The sequence below is a fragment of the Flavobacterium flabelliforme genome, from assembly GCF_017948675.1.
Taxonomy (GTDB): Bacteria; Bacteroidota; Bacteroidia; order Flavobacteriales; family Flavobacteriaceae; genus Flavobacterium; species Flavobacterium pygoscelis.
This window is the reverse complement of the sequence record NZ_JAGFBU010000004.1, coordinates 325039-345849: the sequence shown is the minus strand read 5'-3', so window position 1 is coordinate 345849 and position 20811 is coordinate 325039. Positions and strand designations below refer to the sequence as shown.

Sequence of the window (20811 nt, the reverse complement as noted above, 5' to 3'; positions counted from 1 at the left end):
GATTGTAACCCTTTAAAAAAACAGAGCAAAGGTTTTTAGATAAAGCTAATTTGTTCCTTTAAAAAACAGAGCAAAGGTTTTTAGATAAAGCTAATTTGTTCCTTTAAAAAACAAAGCAAGACGGAATGTACAGAAACCGCTATAAAGACTGTATTAGAAAGAAAGTTCTCGAGAAACTCCTTTTGATACAACAATAAATGTTTAATTTGAAAACTAAGAAAATGAATTTAGAGAATTTAAATTTAGTGGAGCTTAATGCTCAAGAAGTACAAAGGATAGATGGTGGTTGGTATATCATTAGAATCACAGGGTTTTTAGATGGAATTGATGGAAATTTTCGCGCTTCATTTTTTGGAGGAGGTAGTAACTAAATAAAAACAGAATTATGATTTTAGAAAATTTGGAATTAGAAATACTAAGCGTGCAAGAAGTCTTAGAAATAGATGGAGGATGGTATATCCTCAGAATTACAGGATTATTTGATGGAATAAAAGGGAATACTGATTTTGACTGGTTCAACTTTTCATAAATTAAAATTCAAAAAAAGGAAAGATAGCAGTAAAACTATCTTTCCTTTTAAAAATCTAGTGTATGAAATATAAATTCATTGCAATTATTTACTTATTTACTCTAAATTCCTTTGTGTTTTCACAAGAAATTAGAGATCAATTGTCTAATGAGAAAATTTCTTTTGTTGAAATTTATTCAGACAAAGGAGATTTAATTGGGGTTACTAATGTAGGAGGGATATTCTCAATTGACCTAAAAAATAAAATAAAATCTTCAAAAACCGAAAAATTAGCTTTTGTAAATTCATTTTTTGAAACTGAAATTATTGAAACCAATGATTTTAATGACAGTGCTGTTTTTAAAATGAATCCAATTATAAATGAATTAAAGGAAGTAGTTATTTCACCAAATAAAGATAAAAATCAATATCTAGTCCTTAAAACGTATGTAAGGAGTTTACAAATAAATAATGGGAAAATACATTATTTTATGGATGGTATAGTAGAATACTATGTTTCACTAAAAACCAAAAAAGTAAAAATTAAATTTATTTCTAACAGATCTTTTGAAAACAAATCAATCAAACAATTAAAAGAAAAAGGACTAACTAAAATCTTTTTTCAAATTACAGGTGCTCCAATGTTAAATGAATTTTTAAATTATAATAATTTAATTGAAAATTATAATTTTCAAAAAACCGATTTAGAAATCAAAATCACTTCTAAGGACGATAATAGTGTTAAAGGAAATCTCTTTACGAATAAAAATGGTGCTAATTTGAGTTTAGGATTTATAACAAATGACAAGCCGAAAGTGATGAAAGGTCTTGGAGTAGAAAATATTTTGGAAAACTACAATATTAATTCTTTTTTTAGTGCCAGTAATTCTGAAGAAATTGGATTTAACGCTCTGATGTATTTTAAAGAAACTAGAAATTACAAAATAAAAGCAAAAAAAGATATAGAATACCAAAAAGTTGATGTAACTCATGAAGTTTTTGTTTTAGGTTACAGATTTGCAGAAGAAATAGATACTAAAAAATTGGATCAAAATTATAGTTTCACTAATTCGAGTTCTTATTCAGAAGAATATTGGAAAAAAGTAAATAATGTTTTATTTCAACCTCTAGCACAACCAATAGAATTATTCATAAAAGAGAATTTAATTGAATTAAAATAATTTTACAATTCAATACTTTTTAAAACTAGACTTCATTTATAAATTATTCATTAAGCCTACTATACAAATATATCTGCTAATATGAACTAAATATTGAAGCTCACAAATGAAGCTTTCTAGGACAACTTTACTCAGAAAAAAAAAATATAAAAAAAAATTTGACCAATTATAAGGGATTGCTGCAGCTGTATGGTAACCCTTTAAAAAAAAACAGAGCATAAGGGATTTGATATAGCTAATTTGTAACCCTTAATAAAAAAACAAAGCATGGAGTTTATAAAGCTATGGTCTCCATAAAACCAAGGCAACGGAACTACAGCTGCCGGAATAAAGACTGTTTTAGAAAGAAAGTTCTCGAGAAACGCCTTTTGTTAAAAACAAAAAATGTATAATCTTGCTTGTCATTTGACGAGTTTTAAAAACTTAAAGATGGATTTAAAAAATTTGAATTTAGTAGAGCTTAATGCTCAAGAAATGAAAGAAGTTGAAGGTGGATTCTTATTTGCTTTTATACTGGGTCTAGGCCTCGGAATACTGTTATTAAAATCAATAGAAGCTATTTTTGAATAAAACTAAAAAAAAAGAGAAATTATGAATTTAAAGAAAATGAATTTAGTGGAGCTTAATGCTCAAGAGGTAAAAGAAATTGAAGGCGGTTTCCTATTAGGAATATTAGCTGGGGTTTTGGTAATTGGTTTGATTAAACTTGCATATGAAATTTTTGATTAATAGCAATTTAATTTAAATTGTCCTTTGGGTGTAATTGCAGTGTAATTGTAAGTGAGTAATAAAACTCAATAAGCAATTTCATAATTACATCCATTGTGCTTAAAAAAAAGACATTGAAATGAAATTAAGAATATTTTATATACTATTTATGATTCCGATTATAAGTAATGCTCAGAACAAGTATTATAGCTATAATTTTTACGAAGGTAAAGGTTATTTGTTTACAATGAACCAAAGTAATGATTTGATGTTGAATTCTATTCGTTACATCGGTGGTTCTGTAAATGATAAGTATTTGTCGGAAAAAGAAAAGAAGTTATATTCCACTGGATTGTCTTTATTTACTGGATTATTAGGTCAAGCCATTACACACGAAGAAGGGCATCGCTCTGTGTTGTCTGAATTGGGAATTGGGAGTATTAGTAAGCCCCTTTTTGACAAACATTTAGTTGCTAAAGTAACTGGAGTATCTGATCAAACTTTAATGAATTTACGTGATAGCGATTTATCCGATTACATCCGATTACATACTGCTGGATTAGAATCAGATTACGCATATTTGAAAAAATCGGATGCTTTTCTCAATTTTAATGAAGAAAAAAATGAAGTGTTATATCCTGATTATATTATGAGAAAATTAGGTACTCAGTTTTATTATCTTACAAATTTATTTACGATGAAACCAGGGATTAAAGAGGAAGATGATCCAGAATTAGAAAGAGATATTGTTGGGCATGATTTGTATGGTATGATTCGCCATTTACATAGACCTACAATGGAATTTTATCGTTATACTGAAAGAGGTGATTTGACAACGGAAGAGAAAGCTTATGCGAGAAGAATGGGATATATGTCATTTTTTAATTTTCTTAATCCAAATATTTGGAAGCGTATTGAGTATAATCTTTCCAAAGAGGTAGAAGCTAATTTTTCTGTAAATTATTCATTAGCTCCTTTTGGTGATTTTGTAGAACAAAATGTGTATTTAACTATAAAAGGCAAATACAAAATAAATCCATATTTCCGGCAGTATTTTAATAAAAGTTATACTTTTTTAGCTGGAGGAATCAATTTACATAATTATACTTTTCGCGATGGTAAATTTTTGCTAAATTCTTCTATCGATTTTTGGGAACAGCCTAAAAACCTAGAATTTAGAAATAAAGAAGGGAAATTTGGTTTTGGTTTAAGATCAGAATTTGCGGTTAGATTTTCAAATTGGAATACTAATACAAAATCAGCTTATTTTAATCTTGGCGCATCCTATAAAACAGATGGGTTTATACCGGAATCACCTTCGCTCAAAGAAGATTTTAGAATTCATTTAGGATTTGTATTAGCCATAAAAGAGTAATATGGTAATACACATCTTTTGAAATTACATTAAAAACACATCATAAGTAAATAATTCTGCTTTAAGCAATATAAATTTCAATGACCTTCAGTTCTGACCCCATAAACACCCTCGAAAATCTTATCACCAAGAACAAAACCAAGAGTATTTCTATCTATTTGGTGCTCATTTTAGCAATTCTCCTTTTTTTGATAGCGTTACCCTTAATCAAAGTAGATATTAGCAGTCAGAGTCGTGGTATGATTCGCAGTACGACAGATAACGTACCTCTTACTAGTTTAGTCAATGGAAAAGTTACTTTTGTCAAACTCAAAAACAATCAAGTGGTACAACAAGGGGACACCCTGATAACACTTACTCAAGAAAATCTAGATACGGAGAAAGCAACCAATCAGGATGTGGCAATAGATTTACAGGATCGCATTAGGGATTTGTCTCACGTTGTTTCAGGAAAAAATATTTCCTTAAGAACCCCTGCTGTACAACAGGAATGGTTTAGTTATGTCAATAAAAGGGACGAGTTGCAAAGCAAAATTGCCCAAACGAAAATAGGCTATGATCGCAACAAAGGACTGTATGAGAAAGGGGTAATTTCCAGAGCCGAGTTCGAGAAATACAGTTTCGATTATACCTATGCCCAGCAAGCGCTCTCTGGATTGGAGAAGAACCAACGAAGCATGTGGCAAAATAACAAAAGAGAACTTGAAATACAACTCAAAAATCTTAATGGAACACTGCGAAAAATAAAAGTTGAGGCAAAAAATTATGTCATTACTGCGCCCATGTCGGGAACTATTGAAAACTTCTCCGGTATTCAGATAGGTTCCTTCTTAAATACTTCACAACCCATTGCTACTATCTCAGCTTCAGATATGCTAATTGTAGAAAGCTCTGTTTCACCAAATGATATTGGTCTTATCCAGAAAAATCAAAAAGTAAAATTTCAGCTGGATGCTTTCAATTACAACCAATGGGGATTGCTGGAAGGTAAAGTAATTGACATAGATCGAAATATTACCATTCAGGGCGAGCAAGCTTTCTTTATGGTTCGATCTGCTTTAAACACAACAAGTATGAACTTGCATTCAGGCTATAAAACCAAAGTGTCAAAAGGAATGACATTAACCACTCGATATATGATTACCAGAAGAAGTTTATTTGACTTGTTATTTGATAAGGTGGATGATTGGTTGAACCCGAAAAACCTAAACAAGTAATAATTTACTCTGTTTTCAGATTTAAAATTCAAATAAAGAACTTCGCACTTAGTGCCTTCGTGGCAAAAAAATAAATTATGACTTCTATAAAAATAAAACAACATGATATCAAAGATTGTGGTGCAGCTTGTCTTGCGTCTATTGGAAATCATTACAAGGTTAATCTTCCTATAGCTAGAATTCGTCAGTACGCTAATACTGATAAACGAGGAACTAATGTTCTAGGAATTATTGAAGCCGCCGAAAAAATGGGCTTTAGCGCTAAAGGAGTTAAAGGAGGCCTAGATGCTATCGATAAAATTCCGCTTCCTGCCATTGCTCACGTTGTCGTCAAAGAACAATTACACCATTATATAGTTATTTATAAAGTCTCCTCCCCATCAGGAAAGTCAGTTGGAGAAATTGAAGCAATGGATCCTGCTTTTGGTAAAATGGAAACCTATACGTATGAAGAGTTTCAAAAAATATGGACAGGTGTATTGATTCTTTTTGCACCTAATGATGATTTTAAAACCTATAATGACAAAGTTTCGCCTATAACCCGATTTTGGCATTTAGTTCAACCCCATAAAACTATTTTGATTCAAGCTTTAATTGGTGCTATACTGTTTACAGTTTTAGGGCTGGCAATGTCTATTTATATCCAGAAAATCACCGATTATGTTCTGGTGGAAGGCAATAGAAATTTGCTTAATTTATTGAGCGTTTCCATGATCGCCATTATTTTGCTTCAAGCCTATATCGGCTCAAAAAAGAGTGTTTTTGTAATGAAAACAGGACAGTTAATTGATGCCAAATTGATTTTGGGCTATTACAAACATTTATTGCACTTACCGCAGCGTTTTTTTGATACCATGCAAATTGGTGAAATCACTTCTAGAATTAATGATGCCGTAAAAATCAGATCCTTTATAAATGAAGTAGCCATCGAGATGATTGTAAATGTATTCATCGTTATATTTTCGTTTGCGTTAATGTTCACTTATTATTGGAAATTGGCTTTGGTAATTTTGCTAGTAATACCGTTTTATGCTTTGATTTATTTTTTTTTAAATAAATTCAATAAAAAGGTAGAGCGAACCATTATGGAAAATGCAGCAGAACTGCAAACACAATTAGTTGAAAGTGTTACCCATATAAGAACGGTAAAGGAATTTGGGATAGAGGAATTTTCCAATTTAAAAACAGAGAACAAATTTGTTAAATTGTTGTTTACTACTTATAAATCAGGTTTAAACAGTATTTTTGCAGGGACTTCAACCCAATTTTTAGCATCGATTTTTACGGTCATTCTAATATGGATAGGTTCGGGTTATGTTATCGATAGAGCCATTACACCCGGGGAATTATTCTCTTTTTATGCATTAATTGGTTATTTTACTTCGCCAGTAGCCTCTTTAATAGGGATGAATAAAACCGCCCAAAATGCACTAATTGCGGCAGACAGACTTTTTGAAATAATGGATTTAGAACGGGAAGAAACTGAGAATAAAGTAGCATTGCAAAAAGAAAATATTGGAGACATCAAATTTGAAAATGTGTCTTTTCGTTATGGTTCACGGACTGAAGTTTTTAAAAATTTTAATGCTGTTTTCAAAAAGAACGAAACTACTGCCATTGTTGGTGAAAGCGGAAGCGGTAAAACCACGCTGATTTCACTATTGCAAAACTTATATCCCATAAAAGAAGGGAAAATCTATATAGGAGAATATGATGCTCAGTTCATTCATTATCAAAGTTTGCGTAATTGTATTGGAGTAATCCCGCAACAGCTTAATTTATTTTCAGGAAATATTATAGAAAATATCGCTTTGGGAGATTCATTCCCTAACATGCAACGGATTTTGGATTTATCAAAACAACTAGGAATAACAGAGTTTGTGGAGAAATTACCAAATGGATTTGCTACACAAATAGGTGAAAATGGTGCTATGCTTTCCGGTGGGCAAAAACAGCGTCTAGCTATTGCCAGAGCATTGTATAAGAATCCCGAAGTTCTATTAATGGATGAAGCTACGTCCTCATTGGACACAAACGCTGAGCATATTGTAAAACAGGTTATTGATAATTTTAAAGCTCAAGGAAAAACAATTATTGTTATTGCGCATAGATTGAGTACCATTGCCAATGCTGATACTATTTTGGTAATGGAAAACGGAACTATAGTAGAATCTGGTAATCACAAGGATCTATTGGAACAAAAAGGCAAATATTATGATTTGTGGAATAAACAAGAATTCGTCTAATTTTTCAATCTAATCAAAGAGCCTAATCTAATTTAGTCTCCATTCACCACTACATCCTAACAATATTCGTTGACATAATACAAAACCAACTATGATTTAACCTCTTTTTCATTCAATTTAATTTCACTCCTAGCACCAGGATGGTATGAGGGCGTGTATTCTACATATCCGAAACATTGCAATTCTTTAAAATATTTATGATAGGTAGGTAGAGTGTTGATGTGAGATAGAGCCATAATCTTGCTGCGGCTAACTTTAATATTTTGTTTTTGTCCCTGTCTATATCCTAAACTTAATATAGCAAGTAAAAGAGCAAAATGCCAAACGTTTAGTCTTGGATCGTCCATATAAACAGACAAACATTGCATTAAGCGATATTCACTAAGTTTATTTGTGTCGTTCATCAATGAAAAGTTTTAGAAGATCAGTTTTATTATAGTAATACGAACCGAGTACTTTCTTAAATCGTAGTTTTTGAGTTACTCTTAGATTTTGGACAGATCCAGGTGACATATCCATTAATTTTCTCACTTGCTTACATTTTATCCACTCCTGCTCTACTACTTGATTTTGGACTTCTGTCTTTTGCATTATTAAAATTTTAATACTATTAAATAATTCCAAACTAAAATGCCTTAAATCTTCTTTTGTTATTATTTCATTCATAATATACTTTATTAAATAATTCAACTACTATATCATAACCTATTCAAATTGAATTCTATATCAGAATTATTATTACTTCTGATTTTCTATAAATGGCTATATATTTACACATTCAATTAATAAGAACTTAATTGTTTAATTAGCCTATTGATAACTTTATTGTTCTAAAGTATACAGATAGATCATAGCATTTATCTTAGTGATCATCAATGGTATTATTTGTCTCTATATGGCAGTTTAAAAGAAAGTCGAAGGTCTATTTTAATATCCTTGAAAATAATAAATCTACTTCAGTACGCGATTTGATCGTGCTATTAATTCAATCTTCACTTTATGCCTCAAAGTACATTTATAACACCGCTACACTTCATTATAAAAAAGCTTGGTAGGGTATGTGACAAAAGAATCTTAAAAAATAATAACCTTATACTATTCATTATTTTTTAAGATCCTTTTTGCTGGCTTTCTAACCCACATGTTATAATAAAATATTATCGAATTGAACTTTTAAAATTGATCCTCAAAGCACGTTTATAATTCCGCTCCACTCCATTAAAAAAGAGCTTAGTCGGATGTCTGATAAAATAATCTTAAAAATACTATTGATTATTTTTTAAGATCCTTTTACCTGGCTTTCATAGCCAGATATTTTAGGAAAGTAGAAAAAACTTAAAGTTTTGAAGTCATTCTTTATGGCTGATCTCTTTTTTCGAACACATTGGGATCAAGAACAAAAGTTGGGGATTATGCAAATAACTTGGTTAATCTAATAGGAAGAAATCAACGGATCAAGAACAAAAGTTGGGATCAAGAACTAAAGTTTGGGATTAAGCAAATAACTTAGTTAATCTAAAAAGAAAGAAGTCAACTTTTCTGACTCCTCTAAATTGATTTCTGAAAGCTTTTATTTTAGCATTAAAGGATTCCGCTGAAGCATTGGTGCTTCTGTTATCAAAATAGTTTAAGATTGTTTGATAATGATTCTGTATAGGTATAGATATTGTATTAAATGATTTAAACTCAGCTTGAGCTAACTTTTCATGCCATTTAGCTAATTTGCTCAGACCGTAAATTTAATCGTTATTATTCTCAAAAACATTTCGTAAGTATTGACATAGCTGGTATGTTTTTTTAATATCAAGATATAATTTAAATAAGAATCTAGCTCTTTTAGTTTGGTTCTATTCGCTATTTTATATTTTTATTTGATGCTCATGATATCGCTTCGCTAATTTCAGACCATTTTGATTTGTTTTTATATAGTATACAGCCGCTTTTAGCTAGCAGTTTCTTAACGGAATCGCCGTTTGATAGTATTTTGTATTCTAATTTAGTTTTTGTGGATTTAGCTTTTCTAAAGTGTCCTTATATTTGTAGTTTACAATATCAACCTATTTATTTTAAAACAGATGAGTGAACTAACCGATCGTATTACCAAAATGGAAAATATTCTGGACGAATTGACTTTGCTTGTAGAAATTTCCAACAAAGCACTTAATGATTTAGAAGGAAGTGTAGAAAAGCTCAAAGAGCTTAAAGTGTATTACGAAAAACAATATATGTTGGATTTTCAAGCTGATGAACGAGGTGAAATTCCAAAAGATTTAAAACGTGGTGTTTTGAGCGAGGATTTAGTCCACATTCTGCTAACCGATCTTTTTGAACTTTCGCATAAGATGAAAAAATTAAGCAAAGTAATTAGGTAGCTTTTATTTTTAAATTTTAAATAATCTAAAATTTTTGGAACAATTATTGAAATACAACTATCAAAATTAAAACTATATATAAAATGAAAAAACAAATTTTGACTTTCGCAATGTTGACCGCATTAATAGTTACTTCTTGTAAGGAAAAAACTCAAAAAGACGAGAGCGTGATTACAACAGAAGCGGTAGAAGTTAAAAATGAAGACGTTGTTACATCGACTTTGACCAACAAAGAAGGCAAACAATTAGAAATGAAATTTGACAATATCAATGGTACTGCCACAATAAATTTTGACGGCGAGACTAGCGAATTAAAAGCCCAACGATCAGGTTCTGGCATTTGGTATAAAAATGAACAATTCGAACTGAGAGGAAAAGGAAATGACATCGAACTTACAAAAGATGGTAAACTGATTTTTGAACACAAAGACGAAATGGGTTCGCAATCTTTAAAAGATAAAAACGGACAAACTTTAGATTTGACGTTCAACAATACTGAAAATACCGTAAAAGCGTATTTAAACGGTGGCGAACAAATTGATTTGGTTGGCGAAAAACCAGCTTCGGGAATTTGGTATAAAAATGACCAATACGAATTGAGAGGAAAAGGCGATCACCTTACTTTGACAAAAGACGGTAAAACGGTTTTTGAAAATTAAATAAAATAGGATTTGTCTGAAGCCAAGTTTATGGGTAATCAGATGGATGGACTTATAATTTTAGCGGTTAGAAAGACACTTTGTTTTTCTAACCGTTTTTTTATGCACCATCGACATAGATGTTGTTTATAATTCAGAAATTACTAAATTCGCTTTTCTCTTTCACGTAATTTCTTTCTTCAAAATGACAACAAACAGACTAGAAGCTTTTAGCGACGGCGTTTTGGCAATTATCATTACTATTATGGTATTGGAACTCAAAGCTCCTGTTGACACGGATTTGAACTCTTTACTTGCAAAAACGCCTGTTTTTATCAGTTATATTTTCAGTTTCATTTACGTTGGAATTTATTGGAATAACCATCATCACCTCTTTCAAATTACCGAAAAAGTAAACGGTAAAATTCTGTGGGCCAATTTGCATCTCCTCTTTTGGCTTTCCCTTATTCCATTTACCACGGCTTGGATTGGAGAAAATTATACAAATCTTCTTCCTGTAATGGCTTACGGTGTAGTTTTGCTTTTTTGTGCGATAGCTTACTTTATTTTACAAGCCATAATTATAAAATTCCACGACGACCAATTTGCTTTAAGGCAAGTTATTGGTTCAGATCGAAAAGGAAAAATATCAATGGCATTGTACCTCTTGGGAATTGCATCCGCATTTATTTTTCCGTGGGTAGCTTTAATTTTCTACGGAATTGTTGCTATAATGTGGCTGGTTCCCGACCGAAGAATTGAAACAAAAGTATAATTTATACCAACCTCCTTTTAAGATTCTAATTAAAGCTAGTAATGACTGCCGTAAAAACCTATAAAAGCATAAATAGTAACCAAGAAAATCTTCATTTTAGTATTGCTAAAATGCAGGATATTTACAAGCTTCGAAACGGTAAAGTAGATGAACCACATCGGCATAATTTCTATTCTGTTTTAATTATCAATAAAGCAAAAGGTATTCATAAAATAGATTTTAATTCCTATGAATTTTCTGAAAATCAAATCTTTTTTATTGCTCCAGGACAAGTACATCAAGTAATTGAGAATGAAAAATCTGAGGGCTTTTCGATGACCTTTTCTAACCAGTTTTTAGTTGAAAACTCCATTCCAATCTCATTTATAGAAAGCTTAAACCTATTTCAAAATTACGGACAAAGTCCACCGTTACAACTAGAAAGCAAAGATTTTGAAAGCATAGAAAATTTCGCCAATGAAATAGTCAAATTATTTAATAGTAATGCTGCAATGAAATTTTTATCCATTGGCTCGTTTTTAAAATTAATACTAATTGCATGCAATACTAGTTGTGCCATCAATCCCATGGAATCGGATATTGCTATTTCCGGAGCTTCTTTAATTCGGAATTTTAAAAATGCGGTAAACCAAAATTTCAAAAAAGAACATTCAACCACCTTTTATGCCAGTCAGCTTTTTATTAGTCCGGATCATTTGAATCGAACATTTAAAGCCAAAGTAGGCAAAACTGCCAAAGAATTTATTCAAGCACGAATCATTACAGAAGCTAAAAGACTCCTCTTTTTCAGCAGTTTAACCAATAAAGAAATTGCCTACCAATTGGGGTTTAAAGAACCTGCCAATTTTAGTGCTTTTTTTAAAAAACACACCAAGTTATCTCCTTCTCACTTCAAGAAACGAGAAATTAAATAGGCACATTTCTATAAAAATCGGAAATTCATACGTTTACACTCCATTTTCATATTCCAGACTTGAAATAATAAAGCCACCTTTGTAGTAGTAACAAACGGCAAAATTATGGATCGTAAAAAATTCTTAAAAAATATCCTTCTTACAGGTGTAGCAGGAACCATTGCACCTCAAATCATAAAAAAAGCAGAACAACCGGTTATCGCATCTACTTATGATCGATTGATGGAACAAGTAGGATTCAATTATTTGCCCAATAAAAACATAAAAACTATGAATACAGTTATTCACAAAGCAGCTACGAGAGGAAATGCAAATCACGGATGGCTTAACTCTTATCATACTTTTAGCTTTGCCAATTATAACAATCCTGAACGAATGAACTTTGGCTTATTACGGGTTTTGAACGATGATAGTGTACAAGGCGGAATGGGCTTTGGCACACATCCACACGATAATATGGAAATTATTTCAATTCCTTTAGAAGGTGATTTGGAACACAAAGACAGTATGGGAAACACTACAGTAATCAAGCAAGGCGATGTGCAAGCTATGAGTGCTGGAACGGGAGTTACTCATTCTGAATACAACAAAAACACTCATAAAGAGGTGAAGTTTTTACAGATTTGGATTTTTCCAAACAAGAAAAATGTAACACCAAAATACGATCAGATTTCACTAAAAGATATTGCAAAAGAAAATGAGTTCTATCAAATTCTTTCGCCAAATAAAGACGATCAAGGTGTTTGGATCCATCAAGATGCTTGGTTTCACCTCGGTCAATTTACAAAAGAAACTAGCGAAACGTATCAAATAAAAAAAAAAGGTAACGGAGTGTATGCTTTTATTTTAGAAGGAGAAGCAACAATTAACGATCAACCACTTTCAAAAAGAGACGGAATGGGGATTTGGAATACCAACGCAATTCAAATTAAGGCAAATTCACAAGCAAGGATATTGTTGATGGAAGTTCCAATGAACCGATAAGTAATTTATATAAAAAGTGCAGTAATTGATTTAGTACATCAATAATTTCGTAAATTAACGTTCTAAATTTTTTATAACAAAACAACACAAATTATGGACGATAAAAACAAACTTACAAGACAGTCGGGAGCTCCAGTAGGCGACAATCAAAATGTACAAACGGCAGGAACTCGCGGACCGATGTTAATGCAAGATGCTTGGTTTCTGGAAAAAATGGCCAACTTTGATCGAGAAGTAATTCCAGAGCGAAGAATGCATGCTAAAGGTTCTGGTGCTTTTGGAACATTTACTGTTACACACGACATTTCGCAGTATACAAAAGCCAAAATCTTTAATGAAATTGGTAAAAGAACGGAAATGTTCAGTCGGTTTTCAACAGTAGCAGGAGAACGTGGAGCAGCCGATGCCGAACGCGATATTCGAGGTTTTGCATTGAAATTTTACACCGAAGAAGGTATTTGGGATTTAGTAGGAAATAATACGCCAGTGTTTTTCTTTCGCGATCCAATGAAGTTTCCCGATTTGAATCATGCGGTGAAAAGAGATCCTAAAACCAACTTACGAAGTGCAAACAACAACTGGGACTTTTGGACTTTACTACCTGAATCTTTACACCAAATAACCATCACGATGAGTGATCGCGGAATTCCAAAAGGATACCGTCACATGCACGGTTTTGGAAGTCATACCTATAGTTTCATCAATAAGAACAATGAAAGGCATTGGGTTAAGTTTCATTTTGTAACTCAGCAAGGCATTGAAAACCTATCGGATGAAGAAGCGATGAAAATAGTAGGTTCGGATAGAGAATCGTCACAACGAGATCTTTTTGATGCTATTGAAAGAAATGATTTTCCAAAATGGAAGATGTCCATTCAAGTTATGACCGAAGAACAAGCAAAAACCTACCGCTTCCACCCTTTTGATTTAACAAAAGTTTGGTCAAAAAAAGATTTTCCGCTTATTCCAGTGGGAGAATTTGAGTTGAACAGAAATCCAGAGAATTACTTCCAAGATGTCGAACAAGCTGCTTTTAATCCAAACAATATTGTTCCTGGGATTGGATTTTCGCCGGACAAAATGCTACAAGGAAGACTCTTTTCTTACGGCGATGCACAACGTTATCGTTTAGGTGTCAACCATTTTCAAATTCCGGTAAATAAACCAACTTGTCCCTACAATTCTTTTCATCGTGATGGTGCCATGCGAGTAGATGGCAATTATGGTGGAGCCAGACATTATGAACCAAACAGTTTTGGCGAATGGCAAGAACAACCCGATGCGAAAGAACCGCCATTAGAATTAAACGGAGATGCTTATGCTCATAATTTTAGAGATGACGACGAAGATTACTTCACACAACCCGGTAATTTATTCCGAATCATTAAAGCAGATGGAAAAGCAAATTTATTGTTTGCCAATACTGCAGCACAAGTGGGTGGTGCGGAAAAATTTATCCAAATTCGCCACATTAGAAACTGTTTCAAAGCCGATCCAGAATATGGAGAAGGTGTGGCAAAAGCGTTGAATTTGACCATGGAAGAAGTAAATAACTTTGACCTGACGCCTTACAATCGTTGGGCACCAAAGCCAACAAACGGATAATATAAATAATGAAAATTAAAAACCAATGCCTTAATGATTAGCAAATTCAATAATTAGTACAAGGTTTCTAAAGTATTTTTCCAACCTAGTTCTGCTTGAACTGCGAAAATTTAGAGTTAATTATAAATTCATATAAAATAGTAAAAATGAAAGAAGATAAAAAGTTGATAGTGATAACAGGTGGAGCTGGAGGAATAGGTCAAGCTTGTGCAAGAGCATTTAAAAACCAACCTATAATTATTACCGATTATTCGCAAGATCAAGTCGATGAAACCGTACAATCTTTTAAAAAAGAAGGATTTGATGTGGCAGGTATTGCTTGTGACATCACCGATAAAAACGACATTGAAAAACTAACCAAATTTGTTTCCCAAAAAGGTCAATTAAAAGCTTTGGTTCATACCGCTGGTGTCAGTGGAACCGTAAAAGATTTGAAAAAAGTGTACAGCATTGACTTAATTGCAACTGAACTTTTAGTAGATGCGTTTTTCGACATTGCAAAAAAAGATTCAGCAGCTATATTACTTTCGTCGATGATGGCGCATTCGGTTCCTCCAAATCCTGAATATGATGACGCTTTGGCTAATCCGCAGTCTTCAGGTTCTTTTGAGACGGTTAGTAAGTTTGTCAAAGATTCCGACACCATGTACAATTTTGCCAAAAGAGGTGTTCAATTGTTGACACACAAACACGCTAATAAGTGGGGACAAAAAGGGGCGCGAATTGTTTCTGTTTCTCCCGGAGTAATTGAAACTCCTATGGCATTAAAAGCCGCAGAAGAGCATCCCGAACGTATGGAAGCGATTCGAAAAGCCACACCGATGCAGCGAAACGGACAAGCAGAAGACGTTGCCAACGTAGTGTGTTTCCTAGCCAGTGATGAAGCAAGTTTTATAACAAGCACTGATATTTTAGTGGACGGCGGCGTGATTCACAACATTAAAAAAATGAAATAAAAATTAATTTAAAAAAGATATATATGAAAAAATTTAAAATTGGCGTACTCGTAGGAAGTCTTCGCAAAGAATCATTCAACTTGAAAACCGCAAAAGTGTTGATGGAAGTCGCCCCACAATCATTAGAATTGGAATTAATTGACATTTCAAATATCCCAATGTTCAACCAAGATTTAGAAGGAACACCGCCTGAAGAATGGACGACTTTAAGAGAAGCTCTAAAAGCGGTTGACGGACTTATTTTTGTAACGCCTGAATACAATCGTTCGGTTCCCGCTGTGTTAAAAAACGCAATTGATGTCGGTTCTAGACCTTATGGGAAAAATGTTTGGACAGAAAAACCAGGTGCTGTAGTGAGTGTTTCTACAGGAAATATCAGCGGATTTGGAGCTAACCATCATTTGAGACAATCATTGGCTTTTGTCAATGTTCCTACAATGGCTCAACCCGAAGCTTATATTGGTGGAGCAGCAGATCTTTTTGATGAAAAAGGTAATTTAAAAAACGATTCAACTAAAAAGTTTCTAACCACGTTTATGGAAGCTTTTGAAAAATGGGTTCAAACTATTGTAAAGTAATAACTATTATAATGAAAAATTTAACAGGTAAAGTAATAATCGTAACTGGCGGAGCAGCAGGAATTGGAGGAGCTATAACATCTGAATTAACAGAAAGAGGAGCCTTTGTTGTAGCAGTAGATTTAAATGAAGATGCTGGAAAGAAAAAGGTAGCTTCCAATCCAGATCAGATAGCATTCCTAAATGGCGATATCTCGAAAGAATCCGTAGCAAAAGAGGCGGTGGCATTAGCCATTTCTAAATTTGGCAAATTGACAAGTTTAGTAAATAATGCACACGCTTCACGTCAAAAACCATTATTGGAACTTACCGAAGCTGATTGGGCACTATCCATGGACACTGGTTTAAAAGGTACTTTAAATTTCATGAAGGCGGCTTATTCAGAGCTTAAAAAAAATAATGGAGCCATTGTGAATTTTGGTTCTGGAGCAGGATTATTGGGTCAAAAAAATCAAGGAAGTTACGCTGCAGCAAAAGAAGCTATTAGGGGATTATCTCGTGTAGTAGCAAATGAATGGGCAGTAGATGGCATTCGTGTAAATGTCGTTTGTCCTTTAGCATTTACTGAGGGTGTTAAACAATGGAAAGAAAATTTTCCTGAACAATATGAAGAGATTGTTAGTAAAAACCCGATGCAACGTTTTGGAGACCCTCAAAAAGATGTCGCACCAATTGTCGCTTTTTTATTAAGTGATGACAGTCAATATATGACAGGTCAAACACTTATGGCAGATGGTGGAGACATAAAATTAAGATAGATTAAATAGTTAGTAAGATATTGGCAGTAATCAATTATTAACGTAAAATAAATCAAACATGAAAAAGAAGTTTTTTAATGCAAAAATTTATCGCAACGACACTGCTACTGAAATGATTGTGGAAAACGGAAAAATCATACACATTGGCACTAATTTGCCAAAATGTGACGAAGAAATTGACCTTAACGGGAAGCTTGTGATGCCTCCTTATGTTGATCCGCACTTGCATTTGGATTATGTTTATACTTTATCGGAACTTGGACAAGAAGGAGCTAGTTCTGGAACTCTATTTGAAGCCATTAAACTATGGCCACAATTCAAAAAAACATTAACCGTTGAAAGTGTGAAAAGATTGGCAATGAAGGGAATTAAAGATGAAGTTTCACAAGGTGTACAACACATTCGAACTCACATTGATGTTACTGATCCCAACTTTACGGCACTAAAAGCGATGCTGGAATTGAAAGCAGAATTAAGAGATATTGTTGACATACAAATTGTGGCTTTTCCCCAAGAAGGGATGTACATGTATAAAGGGGGACGCGATTTAGTGGAAGAAGCACTCAAAATGGGAGCTGATGTTGTAGGTGGAATTCCGCATTATGAACCTGCAAGGGAATTTGGCGAAAAATCCATTCACGATATCGTAAAAATGGCTATGAAATACGATAAACTGATTGATGTGCATTGTGATGAAACAGATGATCCCCACTCCCGCTTTGTAGAATTATTAAATGGACTCGTTTACATGGAAGATTACGGAAGTAAAACTACCGCAAGTCATACGTGTTCCTTTGGTTCGGCAGATGATTCGTATGCGTTTAGAATGTTAGATATATTCCAAAAAACAAAATTGAACTTTATAGCATGTCCAACCGAGAATGTCTATTTGCAAGGTCGTCAAGACACGTATCCAAAACGCCGTGGACTAACGCGAGTGAAAGAATTTATACAGTACGGAATTAATGTTGCTTTTGCTCAAGATTCCATCAATGACCCTTGGTATCCAATGGGTAATGGTAATATGATGAATATTCTTGATAATGGAATTCACTTGGCTCAAATTATGTCTTCGGAAGACGTAAAAACAAATTTCGACTTAATTACTTACAATGGAGCTCGTTGTTTAAATATTCAAGACAGTTATGGATTAGAGGCAGGTAAAGCTGCGAATTTCATTGTTTTAAATGAAAGCTCGGTTTATGAAGCAATGCGAAAAAGAGTAGATGTCTTGGCATCTGTACGTAATGGAAATTTCTTATTCCGTCGAAAAGAGATGGCGTACGATATTCCATTACCTCTTTAATCATAATTAAAGTACTTCACATTGGTTGTTTCAGAACAATTGAACTACTTAATGTGAAATACTTTAAAAACTATAATCTCCTAAAATCAAAGTTATGACTAAAGAGTATAGTGTTTAAAAAGCCAAAAGCATTTTTCCGTGGCAGATTATAATTTTGATTTCCTCTGTAACTTTCTCAGGAATATTATCAGAGTTGATGCCTTCCGGCCTATTGCCATTAATCATGGATGATTTGAATATTAGTGCAGTGCAGACTGGAAATTTGGTTGAAGTCTGTACTAGTTGAACAACTTAAAAAAACAAAGCCGTTAGAATAAGCACTAAAATAAACATGGAGGAATTTGCTACTTCTGAAAAAGTCAATAAAGAAAAGCATGGTGTTAAAGTAAAATTTCTTTAAATTACAAATAAATTTGTTAAGCTTGACCGCTTTGCAAGATCAATTAAAAACTAAAAATATGAGTACTGAAACGAATAAAGTCAATCCGCTTTTATGCGATATCGAAACCGGTATGTGCGAAATTGGATCAGATACGACCGATAACACAACTAAAAACACACAACAATCGACAGCAAAACGCGTAAAACTGGTTTATTATACCGATCCAATTTGCTCCTCTTGTTGGGGAATTGAACCGCAATTGCGTAAATTGAAATTAGAATACGGCGATGCCATCGATATTGATTACCGCATGGGTGGTTTATTACCCGACTGGAGTTACAACAGCGGCGGTATTGGAAAACCATCAGATGTTGCAACCCATTGGGACGAAGTCAGTGCTTATTATGACATGCCTATTGACGGCGATTTATGGTTGGAAGACCCGCTAGATTCCTCCTATCCGCCATCGATTGCTTTTAAAGCAGCTCAAATGCAAGACGAGGAAAAAGCGGTGCTATTTATGCGTGAAGTGAGAGAAATGGTTTTCCTGAATAAGAAAAACATTGCTAAATGGGAACATATTGCAACTGCAGCTCAAAACGTAGGATTGGACGTTGACCAATTAAAATCAGATTTTGAAAATGATGCGAAGAAGCGATTTGAAGAAGACTTGCAATTAGGAAGAACACTTGGAGTTCGAGGGTTTCCTACAATTTTCTTCTTTGACGAAAACGGCACCAAAGAAACGGTTCATGGTTCAAAACCCTATGCTTTTTATGAAATGGCGATTCTGAAGTTAAATCCAAATGCGGTAAAAAAAGAATACCGTAAAGATTGGGAAACGCTTTTTGCAAAATATCCTTCGCTTACAGCAAAAGAATTTTCGGAACTATCTGGAAATCCAAGAGTGGAAAGCGAAAAAATGTTGAATGAACTTTCAAATAAAGCGATATTAGATAAAGTAACCACAAAGAATGGTTCGATGTGGAAAATATTGAAATCTTAAGTTATTGTATCTTTGAGTTTCAAAAATCATTTAGGAAAAATATACCAAATCGGCAGAAGTCACCAACGGTCTTCCTTTGAAGGGTAAACGCACAATTTTAATATTGAACAGTATTGCATCATTTGTCTAGGAAAAAATGTAGAACTAAATCCAGACGATTTTGAAATCGATAAAATTATACGTTTTCAAGAAATGTGAGATGGGAATAACAAAAGTATAATCTATGCCATTTCTGCGATCCACTAAGATCTAAAAGGCTTTTCAATTAATGCGTACGGAATGTATCTAAATACGGCATTGGTTAAACTAATTACCAAACTAAAAAAACATTGAAAAATATTTAAGCACTATGTCAAATATCCAATTAATAATAGAAGAACGAGCTGCCACGATTGGGAAATTTATGGTGGGACGCTTATTGCCTTTTCGACAAAAAAGGATGGTTGGGCCTTTCATTTACATCGACCACATGGGGCCGGTAAAATTGAATGAAAGAGAAAACTTTGATGTTTTGCCCCATCCACACATTGGATTATCAACATTAACATTTTTATTTGAAGGCAGCATAATGCATCGCGATACTTTAGGAAACAATGTTGAAGTAAAACCAGGAGCTGTAAACTGGATGACTGCGGGAAAAGGCATTGTTCACTCTGAAAGAACGCCAGAATATTTGCGAGAATCAGAATTATTTATGCACGGTTTGCAAATCTGGGTAGCATTGCCCAAGCATTTAGAACAAATGGAGCCCGCTTTTTCGCATATTGAAGAAAGCGAAATACCATCATGGACTGAAGGTGATTTACAATTTAAACTGGTAGCCGGTGAAGCTTTTGATAAAAAATCGCCCGTTCCCGTATTTAGTAAATTGTTTATGATTGAAATAAAGAGTAAATCAAAACAATCAGTCAATATTGGTCATCATCTTTACGGAGAGGCTGGGATGTATATTTTAGAAGGAGCTATTGAAAGTGAAGGTAATCTCTACGGTCCAAAACAATTATTAGTGGCAAATGAAAGTACACTTTGCGAATTTACCATTCATGAAAACACTTCGATTTATATTTTTGGTGGTGAAACTTTTGCTGAAGAACGCTTTATCGACTGGAATTTTGTCTCTTCATCTAAAGAGCTAATTGAAATCGCCAAGAACAAATGGAAAGAACAATTGTTTCCAAAAATTCAAGGAGAAGAAGACGAGTTTATTCCATATCCGAGTTTACCTAGAAAATAAAACCGAAATACTTAGGATTTTTAGGGGATGATGCAAGTTCATCATACATTAAAAAAAACTGATTAAAA

General features: G+C 33.3%; 23 protein-coding genes. 20 read left to right on the top strand and 3 right to left on the bottom strand.

Going from position 1 to position 20811, the window contains the following annotated elements:
• The first annotated feature begins 221 nt into the window (after positions 1–221).
• From J3S90_RS15975 to J3S90_RS12040, 8 genes are all read left to right on the top strand, one after another.
• Positions 222–371, top strand: coding sequence for a bacteriocin (locus J3S90_RS15975; RefSeq protein ID WP_236023947.1), 150 nt, complete (start codon positions 222–224; stop codon positions 369–371).
• A 29-nt stretch (positions 372–400) separates the two neighbouring features.
• Entirely contained in the window at positions 401–529 is a 129-nt protein-coding gene (locus J3S90_RS16045; protein WP_262897590.1) for a hypothetical protein, read from the top strand.
• Between the two features lie 62 nt (positions 530–591).
• Positions 592–1689 (top strand): hypothetical protein, encoded by a 1098-nt coding sequence (locus J3S90_RS12065; protein WP_210646390.1) that lies wholly within the window; start codon positions 592–594, stop codon positions 1687–1689.
• 429 nt (positions 1690–2118) lie between these two features.
• Positions 2119–2259, top strand: a complete 141-nt coding sequence (locus J3S90_RS12060) for a class IIb bacteriocin, lactobin A/cerein 7B family (RefSeq protein ID WP_196831095.1) — start codon at positions 2119–2121, stop codon at positions 2257–2259.
• Between the two features lie 21 nt (positions 2260–2280).
• Positions 2281–2418 carry a class IIb bacteriocin, lactobin A/cerein 7B family gene (locus J3S90_RS12055; RefSeq protein ID WP_210646389.1) on the top strand — a complete coding sequence of 46 codons (138 nt, stop codon included), beginning with the start codon at positions 2281–2283 and terminating at the stop codon, positions 2416–2418.
• Positions 2419–2536: 118 nt separating this feature from the next.
• Positions 2537–3772 (top strand): hypothetical protein, encoded by a 1236-nt coding sequence (locus tag J3S90_RS12050; protein ID WP_210646388.1) that lies wholly within the window; start codon positions 2537–2539, stop codon positions 3770–3772.
• A gap of 80 nt (positions 3773–3852) precedes the next feature.
• Entirely contained in the window at positions 3853–4989 is a 1137-nt protein-coding gene (locus J3S90_RS12045) for an HlyD family secretion protein (RefSeq protein WP_210646387.1), read from the top strand.
• Between the two features lie 77 nt (positions 4990–5066).
• Positions 5067–7235 carry a peptidase domain-containing ABC transporter gene (locus tag J3S90_RS12040; protein WP_210646386.1) on the top strand — a complete coding sequence of 723 codons (2169 nt, stop codon included), beginning with the start codon at positions 5067–5069 and terminating at the stop codon, positions 7233–7235.
• Between the two features lie 89 nt (positions 7236–7324).
• Here J3S90_RS12040 and J3S90_RS12035 read toward each other — a convergent pair whose 3' ends face one another.
• From J3S90_RS12035 to J3S90_RS12025, 3 genes are all read right to left on the bottom strand, one after another.
• A complete protein-coding gene (locus J3S90_RS12035) occupies positions 7325–7639 on the bottom strand; it encodes a hypothetical protein (RefSeq protein ID WP_236023946.1) in 315 nt (104 codons plus the stop codon).
• Complete coding sequence (locus J3S90_RS12030) at positions 7623–7901, bottom strand: DNA-binding protein (RefSeq protein ID WP_210646385.1); 279 nt, start codon at positions 7899–7901, stop codon at positions 7623–7625. Before J3S90_RS12030 ends, J3S90_RS12035 begins: the two co-directional genes overlap by 17 nt.
• Positions 7902–8728: 827 nt before the next feature.
• Complete coding sequence (locus J3S90_RS12025; RefSeq protein WP_317192543.1) at positions 8729–8902, bottom strand: transposase; 174 nt, start codon at positions 8900–8902, stop codon at positions 8729–8731.
• A 408-nt stretch (positions 8903–9310) separates the two neighbouring features.
• On the opposite strand from J3S90_RS12025, the gene J3S90_RS12020 reads away from it, so the two are divergent.
• The 12 genes from J3S90_RS12020 to J3S90_RS11965 all read left to right on the top strand — a co-directional run bounded on the left by J3S90_RS12020 (position 9311) and on the right by J3S90_RS11965 (position 20743).
• On the top strand, positions 9311–9607 hold the full coding sequence (locus J3S90_RS12020; RefSeq protein WP_210646384.1) for a DUF4298 domain-containing protein: 297 nt from the start codon (positions 9311–9313) through the stop codon (positions 9605–9607).
• Between the two features lie 83 nt (positions 9608–9690).
• Positions 9691–10266 carry an MliC family protein gene (locus tag J3S90_RS12015; RefSeq protein WP_210646383.1) on the top strand — a complete coding sequence of 192 codons (576 nt, stop codon included), beginning with the start codon at positions 9691–9693 and terminating at the stop codon, positions 10264–10266.
• 184 nt (positions 10267–10450) lie between these two features.
• Positions 10451–11020, top strand: a complete 570-nt coding sequence (locus J3S90_RS12010; protein ID WP_210646382.1) for a TMEM175 family protein — start codon at positions 10451–10453, stop codon at positions 11018–11020.
• A 41-nt stretch (positions 11021–11061) separates the two neighbouring features.
• Positions 11062–11934: a helix-turn-helix domain-containing protein gene (locus J3S90_RS12005; protein WP_210646381.1), complete on the top strand. Its 873-nt coding sequence runs from the start codon at positions 11062–11064 to the stop codon at positions 11932–11934.
• A gap of 270 nt (positions 11935–12204) precedes the next feature.
• A complete protein-coding gene (locus J3S90_RS12000; RefSeq protein ID WP_210646430.1) occupies positions 12205–12918 on the top strand; it encodes a pirin family protein in 714 nt (237 codons plus the stop codon).
• 93 nt (positions 12919–13011) lie between these two features.
• Positions 13012–14523 carry a catalase gene (locus J3S90_RS11995; protein WP_210646380.1) on the top strand — a complete coding sequence of 504 codons (1512 nt, stop codon included), beginning with the start codon at positions 13012–13014 and terminating at the stop codon, positions 14521–14523.
• 146 nt (positions 14524–14669) lie between these two features.
• Entirely contained in the window at positions 14670–15479 is an 810-nt protein-coding gene (locus tag J3S90_RS11990) for an SDR family oxidoreductase (protein WP_210646379.1), read from the top strand.
• Positions 15480–15502: 23 nt separating this feature from the next.
• Positions 15503–16057, top strand: a complete 555-nt coding sequence (locus J3S90_RS11985) for an NADPH-dependent FMN reductase (RefSeq protein WP_210646378.1) — start codon at positions 15503–15505, stop codon at positions 16055–16057.
• Positions 16058–16068: 11 nt separating this feature from the next.
• Positions 16069–16815, top strand: a complete 747-nt coding sequence (locus J3S90_RS11980) for an SDR family NAD(P)-dependent oxidoreductase (protein ID WP_236023945.1) — start codon at positions 16069–16071, stop codon at positions 16813–16815.
• A gap of 58 nt (positions 16816–16873) precedes the next feature.
• Positions 16874–18121, top strand: coding sequence for an amidohydrolase family protein (locus J3S90_RS11975; RefSeq protein ID WP_210646377.1), 1248 nt, complete (start codon positions 16874–16876; stop codon positions 18119–18121).
• Positions 18122–18579: 458 nt separating this feature from the next.
• The gene (locus tag J3S90_RS11970) at positions 18580–19509 is read left to right on the top strand and encodes a ClpXP adapter SpxH family protein (RefSeq protein ID WP_210646376.1); all 930 of its coding nucleotides are present in this window, start codon (positions 18580–18582) and stop codon (positions 19507–19509) included.
• A gap of 349 nt (positions 19510–19858) precedes the next feature.
• On the top strand, positions 19859–20743 hold the full coding sequence (locus J3S90_RS11965) for a pirin family protein (protein WP_188050531.1): 885 nt from the start codon (positions 19859–19861) through the stop codon (positions 20741–20743).
• The last annotated feature ends 68 nt before the right edge of the window (positions 20744–20811 follow it).